Source organism: Chromohalobacter sp. (assembly GCF_039830575.1).
Lineage (GTDB): Bacteria > Pseudomonadota > Gammaproteobacteria > Pseudomonadales > Halomonadaceae > Chromohalobacter > Chromohalobacter israelensis.
Map to the genome: position 1 here is coordinate 129,925 of NZ_JBDOOX010000006.1, position 12,399 is coordinate 142,323.

Annotated in this window: 9 protein-coding genes; 7 read left to right on the forward strand and 2 right to left on the reverse strand. The window is 65.0% G+C overall.

Annotation, left to right across the window (positions count from 1 at the left end; genetic code table 11):
* Nucleotides 1-8: 8 nt before the first annotated feature.
* Both kdsA and eno read left to right on the forward strand, forming a co-directional pair.
* The gene (gene kdsA / locus ABGX75_RS04545; RefSeq protein ID WP_011505926.1) at nucleotides 9-860 is read left to right on the forward strand and encodes a 3-deoxy-8-phosphooctulonate synthase; all 852 of its coding nucleotides are present in this window, start codon (nucleotides 9-11) and stop codon (nucleotides 858-860) included.
* 117 nt (nucleotides 861-977) lie between these two features.
* Nucleotides 978-2,273, forward strand: a complete 1,296-nt coding sequence (gene eno, locus ABGX75_RS04550) for a phosphopyruvate hydratase (RefSeq protein ID WP_011505927.1) — start codon at nucleotides 978-980, stop codon at nucleotides 2,271-2,273.
* A 561-nt stretch (nucleotides 2,274-2,834) separates the two neighbouring features.
* On the opposite strand, the gene fdxA is transcribed toward eno, so the two are convergent.
* Complete coding sequence (fdxA, locus tag ABGX75_RS04555) at nucleotides 2,835-3,158, reverse strand: ferredoxin FdxA (protein WP_011505928.1); 324 nt, start codon at nucleotides 3,156-3,158, stop codon at nucleotides 2,835-2,837.
* Nucleotides 3,159-3,332: 174 nt separating this feature from the next.
* Nucleotides 3,333-5,912 carry a DNA mismatch repair protein MutS gene (mutS, locus tag ABGX75_RS04560; protein WP_347410611.1) on the reverse strand — a complete coding sequence of 860 codons (2,580 nt, stop codon included), beginning with the start codon at nucleotides 5,910-5,912 and terminating at the stop codon, nucleotides 3,333-3,335.
* Nucleotides 5,913-6,065: 153 nt separating this feature from the next.
* Here mutS and ABGX75_RS04565 point away from each other — a divergent pair, with 153 nt between their 5' ends.
* The 5 genes from ABGX75_RS04565 to ABGX75_RS04585 all read left to right on the forward strand — a co-directional run bounded on the left by ABGX75_RS04565 (nucleotide 6,066) and on the right by ABGX75_RS04585 (nucleotide 12,396).
* Entirely contained in the window at nucleotides 6,066-6,590 is a 525-nt protein-coding gene (locus ABGX75_RS04565) for a CinA family protein (RefSeq protein ID WP_347410612.1), read from the forward strand.
* Between the two features lie 138 nt (nucleotides 6,591-6,728).
* Nucleotides 6,729-7,787: a recombinase RecA gene (recA, locus tag ABGX75_RS04570; protein ID WP_011505931.1), complete on the forward strand. Its 1,059-nt coding sequence runs from the start codon at nucleotides 6,729-6,731 to the stop codon at nucleotides 7,785-7,787.
* Between the two features lie 2 nt (nucleotides 7,788-7,789).
* A complete protein-coding gene (locus ABGX75_RS04575; protein WP_011505932.1) occupies nucleotides 7,790-8,248 on the forward strand; it encodes a regulatory protein RecX in 459 nt (152 codons plus the stop codon).
* Between the two features lie 217 nt (nucleotides 8,249-8,465).
* Nucleotides 8,466-11,072, forward strand: a complete 2,607-nt coding sequence (alaS, locus tag ABGX75_RS04580) for an alanine--tRNA ligase (protein ID WP_287124883.1) — start codon at nucleotides 8,466-8,468, stop codon at nucleotides 11,070-11,072.
* Nucleotides 11,073-11,151: 79 nt separating this feature from the next.
* Entirely contained in the window at nucleotides 11,152-12,396 is a 1,245-nt protein-coding gene (locus ABGX75_RS04585) for an aspartate kinase (RefSeq protein WP_011505934.1), read from the forward strand.
* The last annotated feature ends 3 nt before the right edge of the window (nucleotides 12,397-12,399 follow it).

Sequence of the window (12,399 nt, forward strand, 5' to 3'; positions counted from 1 at the left end):
ACCCAGACATGGCCGAGACATCCAAACAGATCGAATTCGCCGGCCTGAGGGCCGGCAATTCGTTGCCGCTGGCGCTGTTCGGCGGCATGAACGTGCTCGAATCCCGCGAGATGGCCCTGGAAGTGGCCGAGGCGTATGTCGAGGTCACCGGACGCCTGGGCATGCCCTATGTGTTCAAGTCCAGCTTCGACAAGGCCAACCGCAGCTCGATTCATTCGTATCGCGGCCCGGGCCTGGAGAAGGGGCTCGAATGGCTGGCCGAGATCAAGGAACGCTTCAACGTGCCGGTGATCACCGACGTGCACGAGCCCTGGCAGGCTAAGCCCGTCGCCGAGGTGGCCGACGTGATTCAGCTGCCGGCCTTCCTGGCCCGCCAGACCGACCTGGTGGTGGCGATGGCCGAGACCGGCGCGGCGATCAACATCAAGAAGCCGCAATTCATCGCGCCGCACGAGATGCGTCACATCATTCGCAAATGCGAGGAAGTCGGCAATTCGCGGCTGATACTCTGCGAACGCGGCTCGAGCTTCGGCTACAACAATCTGGTGGTCGACATGCTGGGCTTCGGGGAAATGAAGCAGACGGGATATCCGGTCTTCTTCGACGTCACCCACGCGCTGCAACGCCCCGGGGGCCGGGCCGACAGTGCCGACGGTCGTCGTGCGCAGGTCGCCGAGCTGGCGCGGGCGGGGGTCGCGGTGGGACTGGCCGGCGTCTTTCTCGAAGCGCATCCCGATCCCGACAATGCCAAGTGCGACGGTCCATGCGCGCTGCCCCTGAATCGGCTCGAAGGGTTCCTGAGCCAGCTCAAGGCGATCGACGACCTGGTCAAGGGGTTCGCCCCCCTGGAGATCGACTGAGACGCCGCCAGATGCAATAGTCGAGTACACGACGAGCGGAGCCGCCCGTGGCGGTCATGGACCGCCACCCTCTCGATATGTTGAAACGACCCATCGTTAACACGAGGATGACTCGCAATGGCTGAGATCAAAGACATCCACGCCCTCGAGGTGCTGGACTCACGCGGCAATCCGACCGTTCAGGCCGATGTGGTGCTGGCCAGCGGCGTTCGCGGCACGGCCTGCGCGCCGAGCGGTGCCTCCACCGGCTCGCGCGAGGCCCTGGAGCTCCGCGACGGCGATACGTCGCGCTATCTGGGCAAGGGCGTGCTCAAGGCAGTCGAGGCCGTCAACGGCAGGATTCGCGATGCCCTGGTAGGCAAGGATGCACTCGATCAGCGGGCCCTGGATGCCGCCATGCTCGAGCTCGACGGCACCGACAACAAGGCGGGGCTGGGCGCCAATGCCATCCTCGCGGTGTCGCTGGCCGCCGCCAAGGCTGCCGCCATCGAGAAGGGCGTGCCGCTCTACGCGCACATCGCCGATCTGTACGGTCAGTCCGGCCAGTTCCGCATGCCGGTGCCGATGATGAATATCCTCAATGGCGGCGAGCACGCGGACAACAACGTCGATATCCAGGAGTTCATGATCCAGCCGGTGGGAGCGCCCAGCTTCCGCGAGGCGCTGCGCATGGGTGCCGAGATCTTCCATGCCCTCAAGAAGGTGCTCGCCGCGCGCGGCTTGTCGACCTCGGTGGGCGACGAGGGCGGCTTCGCGCCCAACCTGGCGTCCAACGCCGAGGCATTGGCGGTCATCCAGCAGGCGGTCGAGAAAGCCGGTTACGTGCTGGGCAAGGATGTGACCCTGGCGCTGGACTGTGCCTCGTCGGAGTTCTATCAGGACGGCCAGTACAACCTGTCGGGCGAAGGCAAGTCCTACGACGCAGCCGGCTTCGTCGATTACCTCGCGGCCCTTTGCGATCAGTATCCGATCGTCTCCATCGAAGATGGCATGGACGAGTCCGACTGGGCAGGCTGGAAGGCCCTGACCGAGAAGCTGGGCGACAAGGTGCAGCTGGTCGGCGATGATCTGTTCGTGACCAACACGCGTATCCTCAAGCGCGGTATCGACGAGCACATCGGCAATTCCATCCTCATCAAGTTCAACCAGATCGGCTCGTTGTCCGAGACGCTGGATGCCATCAAGATGGCGCAGGACGCCGGTTTCACCGCCGTCATTTCGCATCGCAGTGGCGAGACCGAAGATACCACCATCGCCGACCTGGCCGTGGGCACTTCCGCCGGCCAGATCAAGACCGGCTCGCTCTGTCGCAGCGACCGCGTGGCCAAGTACAACCGTCTGCTGGTCATCGAGCAGGAGCTGGAAGGCCAGGCCGTGTATCCGGGGCTGGCGGCGATCAAGGGCCAGGGCTGACGTCCTCGGGGCGCTCAGCACGGTATGAACGCCACGGCGGCCCTGAGGGCCGCCGTTTTGTTTGGTGGCTCGTGCGACGCTTCCCTCCCGTGGTGGTCGTGTAGGTTCTGGATTCTTTCTTTGTAAGACATTTCCTACAAAAAATGCCGTCCATCGGCGATAAACAAGGACAATAGGTGTGATGAGCATTCCTTATTTTTTTTAGTTCATTGTTTTTAAAAGGTTTTTGTTTTCCCTGTCTGGCGCTCCTGGACCAACGTCAGGGGATGGGACCCGGTTGAGGTGCGTCACGGCTTCCGTAACAATGCACCTGCACAGGATGAGCAAGGCATTGCTTACCTGGAGGCAGATTGGGATGCAGCAGGGTGCGTCTGTCGTGGAGGGAGCCCAGGACAGGCATGGAGCGCACCCAGGGAGTCGAGCGGAGGGATCCGCTCAGGGATGAATGGGATGCAGCGGCCTTCGGGCCGCTTTTTTTTGGCCTGTCGTCGGCCTGCCTGGCGAGCGGGCAAGAAAAAACCGGCCCGCGGGCCGGTCTTGCATGTTGCGATGTGCGTGGCGTCAGCGTTCGAGGTGCTGAAGCTTGTCTGTCTTGCCGTCCCATTCCTCGGCATCGGGCAGCGGGTCTTTCTTTTCGCTGATGTTGGGCCAGACCTCGGAAAGCTCGGCGTTGAGCTCGATGAAGGCCTTTTGATCGTCGGGTAATTCGTCTTCCGAATAGATCGCTTCGGCGGGACATTCCGGCTCGCACAGCGCGCAGTCGATGCACTCGTCGGGATGAATCACCAGAAAATTGGGCCCTTCGTAGAAGCAGTCCACCGGACAGACTTCGACGCAGTCGGTATATTTACAGCGAATGCAGTTTTCGGTGACGACGAATGTCATGGGGTTCTCCTGAATCTCGGTCGCGACGGTGCCCGGAACTGACAGTAAGGTTATAAACGAGGCGGCAATTTATAATGGCATATTCTAATGGCGCCACATTTTAGTCGCGCTCCCGGCATGCGGGCAAGCGAGTGCCGCAAACGTTTTGGAATGGCCTCATAGCCAAACGCTGGCTCAGCATTGTTCGCGCCACTCGTAGAGCAAGGCCATGGCCTGGCGCGGGGATATCGCGTCGAGGTCGAGTTTTTCCAGCGCCTCGACGACCGGATGCGGCGCGCTGGCGAACAGGTCCGCCTGCTGCGGCGCGGCAGCGTCGCTGTCACCCAGGCCGCCACGCGTGCCGGCCTGGTGAACTTCCTGTTGTTCCAGGGTGGCGAGTTTTTCGCGTGCCCGGGCGACGACCCGGGGCGGCACGCCGGCGAGTTGTGCCACCTGCAGCCCGTAGCTCTGGCTCGCCGGCCCTTCCTCGACGCGGTGCATGAAGACGATGCCGTCCCGGTGCTCGGCGGCGGTCAAGTGCACGTTGGCCACGCTGTCGTAGGGCTCCGTCAACGCGGTCATTTCGAAGTAGTGCGTGGCGAAGAGCGTGAAGGCGCGCCGTTCGACCAGGTGCTCGGCACTGGCCCAGGCCAATGAGAGGCCGTCGAAGGTGCTGGTGCCGCGCCCGATCTCGTCCATCAGCACCAGGCTGTGTTCGGTGGCATTGTGCAGGATGGTGGCCGTCTCGGTCATCTCGACCATGAAGGTCGAACGGCCGCCGGCGAGGTCGTCGCTGGAACCGATGCGCGTGAAGATCCGGTCCACGGGGCCGATTTCTGCCTCGTCGGCGGGCACGCAGCTGCCGGTGTGCGCGAGCAGCGCGATCAAGGCCGCCTGGCGCATGTAGGTGGACTTGCCGCCCATGTTGGGGCCGGTGATCACCAGCAGGCGCCGCGTTTCATCGAGCATCAGGTCGTTGGGCACGAACGGGTGGTCGCTGACGTGTTCGACCACGGGATGGCGGCCTCCGCGAATGCGCAGCCCGGGCTGATCGCTCAGGCGTGGACGCACGAAATCCAGCGCCAGCGCGCGTTCGGCGAAACACGCCAGCACGTCGAGGGTCGCCAGCGCGCGCGCGGTACCCTGAAGCGCCTGGAGGTCGACGTTGAGCGTTTCCAGCAGCCCGTCGTAGAGCAGCTTTTCGCGCGCCAGTGCACGCGACTTGGCCGACAGCGCCTTGTCCTCGAATTCCTTGAGCTCGGGGATGATGAAGCGTTCGGCGTTTTTCAGCGTCTGGCGACGGATGTACTCGGCCGGGGCTTCGCGGGCCTGGGCGCGGGGGATCTCGATGTAGTAGCCATGGACGCGGTTGTAGCCCACCTTGAGGCCGACCAGGCCGGTGCGCTCGCGTTCCCGAGTCTCGAGCTCGACCAGATAGTCCCCGGCGTGCTCGGCCAGGCCGCGGTATTCGTCGAGCTCTGCGTCGAAGCCCGTGCCGATCACGCCGCCATCGCGGATCACCACGGGCGGGTTGTCGACCAGCGCCCGGCTCAGCGTCTCGGCCAATTCGGGATAGGGACGAATGTGGTGCTTGAGCGCGTCGATGGCCGTGCCCTCGTCGAGTTCGGCCAGATCGTGTTCCAGGGCGGGCAGGGCGTTGAGGGCATCGCGCAGACGGGCCAGGTCGCGCGGCCGGGCGCTGTAGAGCGCCACTCGCGCGAGGATGCGTTCGATGTCGCCGATGGCCTTGAGCGCGTCGCGCAGGGTGGCATGGCGGTCGGCGTCGATGAGGCACTGCACGGCGGCCTGGCGCGACTGGATCTGGGCGATGTCGCGCAGCGGTCGGTTGAGCCAGCGCTTGAGCTGACGCGATCCCATGGCGGTGGCGGTGGTGTCGAGCACGCTGGCCAGCGTATTGTCGAAGCCGCCCCCCAGGTTGGTGTCGATCTCGAGGTTGCGGCGGCTGGCGGCATCGATCACCACCGCTTCGTCGCGTGTCTCCACGGCGATGCCGGTGACGTGCGGCAGCCGCGAGCGCTGGGTGTCGCGGGCGTAGTCGATGAGCACGCCGGCGGCGGTCAGGGCCGTGGTGAGCTGAGCGCAGCCGAAGCCGCGCAGGTCGGCCACGCCGAACTGGTCGCATAACAGGCGAGTGGCGCTTTCCAGATCGAACAGCCAATCGCTCTGGCGACGGAAGCCGGGGCGCTCGGCGAGTGCCGGCGGTAACGACAGGCTTTCCGCGGCAAGCAGCTCGGCGGGATCGAGACGTTGAATCTCGGAGAGCAGATCGCTCTCGCCATCGACTTCGAGCACGCTGAAGTGGCCGCTGGACAGTTCCAGCCAGGCAAGGCCCCAGCGGTCTCCCTGCGGATGCACGGCGAGGACGAGGTTGTCGCGGCGCGCGTCGAGCAGGGCCTCGTCATGGAGGGTGCCGGGCGTGACGATGCGCACGACCTTGCGCTCCACCGGGCCTTTGGCAGTGGCCGGGTCGCCGATCTGCTCGCAGATGGCCACCGACTCACCCGACTTGACCAGCCGCGCCAGATAGCTCTCCGCGCTATGATAGGGCACACCGGCCATGGGAATCGGCTGCCCCGCCGACTGGCCGCGCTGGGTGAGGGTGATGTCGAGCAGCGAGGCGGCGCGCTTGGCGTCGTCGTAGAACAGCTCGTAGAAATCGCCCATGCGATAGAAGAGCAGCACCTCGGGATGCTCGCGCTTGATCTTCAGGTACTGGGCCATCATCGGGGTATGCTGGGCAGAGGCCTGGCTCATGCGAATCCTTGTCGTGCCGGTGGCGAGTGGTGCCAAATGAAAAAGGTGACGTGGTGTCGTGCGCAACCGCCAACACCGCAAGGCGACATTCTACGCTTTCGCGCGGACGGCGTCAGTGCGGCGCCGATCAGTGCGACATAGGGGAGAGGATAGATGGCGATAACCCTGGAAGAGTGGCGTGACGTGAGCGTCGATGCCTTGGCCGAGCGCCTCGGGAAAGCGTGCCGGGCGACGGGGGCCAGCGTGACGGCGGCCGAATCCTGCACCGGGGGCGGCGTGGCCAGTGCCATCACTGACGTCGCCGGCAGTTCCGACTATTTCGAGACCGGCTACGTGACCTACGCCAACAGCGCCAAGCAGCGCCTGCTCGGGGTGCGCGAGGCCACGCTTGCCACGCATGGCGCGGTCAGCGCCGAGACCGTGCGCGAGATGGTCGCCGGGGCGTGTCGCGATAGCGGCGCCACGCTGGGCGTGGCGATCAGTGGCGTGGCAGGCCCCGGTGGCGGCAGCGCGGACAAGCCCGTGGGCACGGTCTGGTTCGCCTGGGGCGATGATCGGACGCAGGACGTCGAGTGCCATCATCTGCCGGGGACGCGCGGCGAGGTGCGTCGCGCTGCGGTGCGCATGGCATTGATCGGGCTTGTTGCTAGGCTTGAGGGCGAGAGCGGGCGCGATTGAAAACGCATGCAAGTCAAAGGTAGGCGGCGCGAATTTTTTTCGTCATACTACTGGCTAGTCATACAGTATTGAGCGGACGGCGCCGAACTCATTCGGTGTCGCCGTATGAGCTTCGATGTCCTTCGATAGGAGACCTTCATGGCACAGGACGACAACCGTTCCAAGGCGCTCAACGCGGCGCTTTCCCAGATCGAGCGCCAGTTCGGCAAGGGCGCCGTGATGCGTCTTGGCGACACGCCGCGCGTGGCGACGCCGGCCATTTCCACGGGATCGCTGGGGCTGGATATCGCCCTCGGCGTGGGAGGCCTGCCGATGGGGCGCGTGGTCGAGATCTTCGGCCCCGAGTCCTCGGGCAAGACCACCATGACGCTGTCGGTGATCGCCCAGGGGCAGAAGCAAGGCAAGACCTGTGCCTTCATCGATGCCGAGCATGCGCTGGACCCGACCTATGCCGAAAAGCTCGGCGTCAACCTCGATGATCTGCTGGTGTCGCAGCCGGACACCGGTGAACAGGCACTGGAAATCTGCGACATGCTGGTCCGTTCGGGCGGCGTCGACGTGATCGTCGTCGACTCGGTCGCGGCCTTGACGCCACGCGCCGAGATCGAAGGCGAGATGGGCGATTCCCACGTCGGGCTGCAGGCGCGCCTGATGTCCCAGGCGCTGCGCAAGGTGACCGGCAACATCAAGAACGCCAACTGCATGGTGATGTTCGTCAACCAGATCCGCATGAAGATCGGGGTGATGTTCGGCAATCCCGAGACCACCACCGGCGGCAACGCGCTGAAGTTCTACTCCAGCGTACGCCTCGATATCCGGCGTACCGGCTCGGTCAAGCAGGGCGACGAGGCCATCGGCAACGAGACCCGGGTCAAGGTGGTCAAGAACAAGGTGGCGCCCCCGTTCCGTCAGGCCGAGTTCCAGATCCTTTACGGCAAGGGGATCTACCATGCCGGCGAAGTCGTCGACATCGGGGTGCAGCAGGGCCTGGTCGACAAGGCCGGTGCCTGGTACAGCTACCAGGGCAACAAGATCGGTCAGGGCAAGGCCAACGCCGCGCAGTTCCTCGAGGACAACCCGGCGATCATGGAAGAGATCGAGAACGAGATTCGCGCTCGCCTGCTGTCCACGCCCAAGCCCGAGGCCGAGTCTCAGGAGAAGGCCGCCGCAGCGCAGGACGACGATAGCCTGGTGTAACCATGAGCACGCAGGAGGCGACGCCCCGCGACGATGCCATCCGCCTGCTGGCGAGGCGCGACTACTCGCGCAGCGAGTTGATGTCGCGCCTCGCGGCGCGTGGGCATGCGCCCGACGACATCGCGTCGCTACTCGATGCCCTGGCCGATGAGGGGCTGCAGTCCGACGCTCGCTTCGCCGAGCAATTCGTGCGCTCGCGCCTGTCGCGCGGCCAGGGGGCGATGAAGATACGCGCCGAGCTGGGTGCGCGCGGCGTCACCGACGAGGTGGCACGCGAGGCACTGGAAGGCGAGGCCCCGGACTGGCACCGGCTGGCATGCGAGGCGCTGGCCAAGCGCTTCGATTCCCCCGGGCGCGACCCTCGTGAGCGCGCCAAGCGCGAACGCTTTCTGGCCTCGCGTGGATTCGATTTCGAGCAGGTGCGTCATGCCATGGCGCACGCCTGGGAGAACACCCGCTAGGCCTTTGCGGGCCGCATGCCACATGCGGCCTCTCTTTCCGCCGCTGTCGCGGCACCTCTTTAGTCCCCCGCCGAACGCGTTATACTAGTGCGCCATTGCGATGGCTCGGGGCGGTCCGTTGTCCGTCATTCGCCGACTTTCGCGCTTCGCGCCCGCCGCTTGTCCGGTCGGGCCGCGCATGCCCGCAGCGCCTAACGCACACCGCCACGGAATTTCTATGAAAAGCGCAGACATCCGACAAGCCTTTCTGACGTTCTTCGAGGAGCACGGTCATACCATCGTGCCGTCGAGCTCGCTCGTGCCCGCCAACGACCCGACGCTGTTGTTCACCAACGCCGGCATGGTGCCGTTCAAGGACGTCTTCCTGGGACGCGACCCACGCCCCTACGTGCGTGCCACTTCCGCGCAGCGCTGCGTGCGTGCCGGGGGCAAGCACAATGACCTGGACAACGTCGGCTACACCGCGCGTCACCATACCTTCTTCGAAATGCTGGGGAACTTCAGCTTCGGGGATTACTTCAAGCGCGACGCCATTCGCTTTGCCTGGACGTTCCTGACCGAACGGCTGGGCCTGCCCGCCGACAAGCTGTGGGTCACCGTCCACGTCAGCGACGACGAAGCCGAGCGTATCTGGAAGGACGAAATCGGCATCGATCCGGCGCGCTTCTCCAAGCTCGACGAAGACAACTTCTGGCAGATGGGCGACACCGGCCCCTGCGGCCCTTCCTCGGAGATCTTCTTCGACCACGGCCCCGAGGTGGCCGGGGGGCCGCCGGGAAGCCCCGAAGAAGACGGCGACCGCTACATCGAGATCTGGAACCTGGTGTTCATGCAGTTCGATCGCGATAGCGCGGGAACGCTGAACCCGCTGCCCAAGCCGTCCATCGATACCGGCATGGGCCTGGAGCGTGTCGCGGCCGTGCTGCAGGGGGTGCATTCCAACTACGAGATCGACCTGTTCCAGAACCTGCTGAACGCGGCGTCCGAGGCCACGGGATACGACGATACCAGTGCGCCGTCGCTGCGCGTGATCGCCGACCACATCCGGTCCTGTGCCTTCTTGATCACCGACGATGTGCTGCCCTCCAACGAAGGGCGCGGCTACGTGTTGCGCCGTATCATCCGGCGCGCCATTCGCCACGGCCACAAGCTCGGTGCCCGTGAGCCGTTCTTCCACACCCTGGTGGCGGCGCTGGATGCCGAGATGGGGGCGGCCTATCCGGAACTGCGCAAGGCGCGTCCGCGCATCGAGAAGGTCCTGCTCAAGGAAGAAGAACAGTTCGCGCGCACGCTGGATCACGGCATGGGCCTGCTGACGGAAGCCCTGGAAACGCTGGACGGCGAGGTACTGCCGGGCGAGACCGTGTTCAAGCTTTACGATACCTACGGCTTTCCGTTCGACTTGACGGCCGACGTGTGCCGCGAGCGCGGCGTGACGCTCGACGAGGTCGGCTTCCAGCGCGAGCTCGAGGCCCAGCGCGAGCGAGCCCGCGCGGCCAGCCAGTTCGGTGCCGACTACACGGCGGCACTCGACCTGGAGGGCGAGACGGCGTTCACCGGTTATGAGCGCCTGGAAGACGAGGCTCGCGTGACCGCCCTGGTCGACCGCGAGGGCAACGCGCTGGCGGCGCTCGAGGCCGGGCAGCACGGTGTCGTGGTGCTCGACCGTACGCCCTTCTATGGCGAATCCGGGGGGCAGGCCGGTGACACGGGGTATCTGGAGGCCGACGGCATGCGCTTCCAGGTCACCGATACCCAGAAGCAAGGCGGCCATCACCTGCATCACGGGGTGCTCGTCGAGGGACATCTCGACGTGGGTGCCAGCGTGACGCCACGGGTCGATGCCAGTCTGCGGGCGGCGACCATGCGCAACCACTCGGCTACCCACCTGTTGCACGAGGCGCTGAGGCAGGTGCTGGGCGAGCACGTGCAGCAGAAGGGCTCGCTGGTCACCGCCGAGCGCTTGCGGTTCGACGTGAGTCACTTCGAGGCGATGACCCGGGCGCAGCTCGACGAGGTCGAACGTATCGTCAATGCCCAGATCCTGGCCAACGCCGCGACCCGTATCGAGCACATGACGCTCGACGAGGCCAAGGCCAAGGGTGCCGCGGCGCTCTTCGAGGCCAAGTACGCCGACAGCGTGCGCGTGCTGACCATCGGTGCCGACGACTTTTCCATCGAGCTGTGCGGCGGTACGCACGTGGCGCGCAGCGGTGACATCGGTTGCTTCCACATCCTCAGCGAGGCGGGTGTCGCTGCCGGAGTGCGCCGCATCGAGGCCGTGACCGGCGAAGGGGCCCTGGCGTATTTCCGCGACCAGGAAGCCAAGGTCGCGCGTGTTGCCGAACAGCTCAAGGCCAAGCCGGAGCAAGTGGAAGCACGTCTCGAGGCGACCCTCGAGCGTAACCGCACCCTGGAAAAGGAGCTCGAGCGGCTCAAGGCCAAGTTGGCGAGTGCCACCAGCGGCGATATGCTCGCCGACGTGCGCGAGGTGGCCGGCGTCAAGCTTCTCGTCAAGCAAGTCGAGGGCGTGGGCGGCAAGGAACTGCGTGGCCTGCTCGACCAACTCAAGAACAAGCTGGGCTCGGGCGTCATCGTGCTCGGCGTCGCGGGCGACGAGAAGGTCAGCCTGATCGCCGGCGTGACCGATGACCTGACCGCACGCCTCAAGGCCGGCGACCTGGTCAAGCATGTCGCCGAGCAGGTCGGCGGCAAGGGCGGCGGCCGGGCCGACATGGCCCAGGCGGGCGGCTCACGGCCGCAGGCGCTGCCCGATGCCCTGGCGAGTGTGCCGAGTTGGGTCGAGGCCCGGCTCGGCGAGTGAGAACGTGGAAAGGGTCGTGCGCATGGCGCCGGCCCTTTTCTTCATTCATGCTTGTGAAAACCACCACGGATAGGCAGCTATGGCGCTATACGTACAGAAGTTCGGGGGGACCTCGGTGGGCTCGGTGGAGCGCATCAAGGCCGTCGCCGAAAAAGTGAAGCGATTCCGCGACGAGGGCCACCAAGTGGTCGTCGTGGTCTCGGCAATGAGCGGGGAGACCAACCGGCTGATCGATCTGGCCAGCCAGATCAACGATGAGCCCACGCCGCGCGAAATGGACATGCTGGTGTCCACCGGCGAGCAGGTGACCATTTCCCTGCTGGCGATGGCCTTGCACAAGCTGGATGTGGAGGCGACTTCCTATACGGGGGCCCAGGTGGGCATCCGCACTGACAGCGCCCACACCAAGGCGCGTATCCAGCGCATCGAGACCGATGACATCCAGGCCGATCTCGACGATGGTCAGGTCGTGGTCGTGGCCGGTTTCCAGGGGGTCGATGACGAGGGCAACATCACGACCCTCGGACGCGGCGGCTCGGACACCACCGGCGTGGCCCTGGCGGCGGCGCTCAAGGCCGACGAATGCCAGATCTACACCGATGTGGATGGCGTCTACACTACCGATCCGCGCGTGTGCTCAAAGGCGCAACGGCTATCGGCCATCACCGTCGAGGAAATGCTCGAGCTGGCGAGCCTGGGGTCGAAGGTGCTGCAGATTCGCGCCGTCGAGTTCGCCGGCAAATACAATGTACCGCTGCGCGTGCTGTCCAGCTTCGAGGACGGCCCGGGTACGCTGATCGTCGCTGAAGAAGAAGAGACCACTATGGAAGAACCGCTGATCTCCGGTATCGCCTTCACTGCCAGTGAAGCCAAGCTGACGTTGCTCAACACGCCGGACGTGCCGGGCGTGGCCTCCAAGATTCTGGGGCCCATCGCCGATGCCAATATCGAAATCGACATGATCGTGCAGAACGTGGCCCCGGCCGGGGACTACACCGACTTCACGTTCACCGTGGCCAAGAGCGATTACAAGCAGACCAAGAGCATTCTGCAGGACCAGGTGATCCCGGCGCTGGGCGGTGGCGAACTGCGCGGCGACGACAATATCGCCAAGGTGTCGCTGGTGGGCGTGGGCATGCGCTCGCATGCTGGCGTGGCGTCCAAGATGTTCCGCGTGCTGGCTGACGAGAACATCAACATTCGCATGGTCTCCACCTCGGAAATCAAGATCTCCGTGGTCATCGACGAGAAGCAGATGGAGCTGGCCGTGCGTGCGCTGCACACTGCATTCGGACTCGATAAAGACAGCATACAAGGTGAATGAAGA

Bases quoted from the DNA above. Each gene is read 5' to 3' on its own strand.
- kdsA (WP_011505926.1), top strand. From the start codon at position 9: ATGGCCGAGACATCCAAACAGATCGAATTCGCCGGCCTGAGGGCCGGC.
- eno (WP_011505927.1), top strand. From the start codon at position 978: ATGGCTGAGATCAAAGACATCCACGCCCTCGAGGTGCTGGACTCACGC.
- fdxA (WP_011505928.1), bottom strand. From the start codon at position 3,158: ATGACATTCGTCGTCACCGAAAACTGCATTCGCTGTAAATATACCGAC.
- mutS (WP_347410611.1), bottom strand. From the start codon at position 5,912: ATGAGCCAGGCCTCTGCCCAGCATACCCCGATGATGGCCCAGTACCTG.
- ABGX75_RS04565 (WP_347410612.1), top strand. From the start codon at position 6,066: ATGGCGATAACCCTGGAAGAGTGGCGTGACGTGAGCGTCGATGCCTTG.
- recA (WP_011505931.1), top strand. From the start codon at position 6,729: ATGGCACAGGACGACAACCGTTCCAAGGCGCTCAACGCGGCGCTTTCC.
- ABGX75_RS04575 (WP_011505932.1), top strand. From the start codon at position 7,790: ATGAGCACGCAGGAGGCGACGCCCCGCGACGATGCCATCCGCCTGCTG.
- alaS (WP_287124883.1), top strand. From the start codon at position 8,466: ATGAAAAGCGCAGACATCCGACAAGCCTTTCTGACGTTCTTCGAGGAG.
- ABGX75_RS04585 (WP_011505934.1), top strand. From the start codon at position 11,152: ATGGCGCTATACGTACAGAAGTTCGGGGGGACCTCGGTGGGCTCGGTG.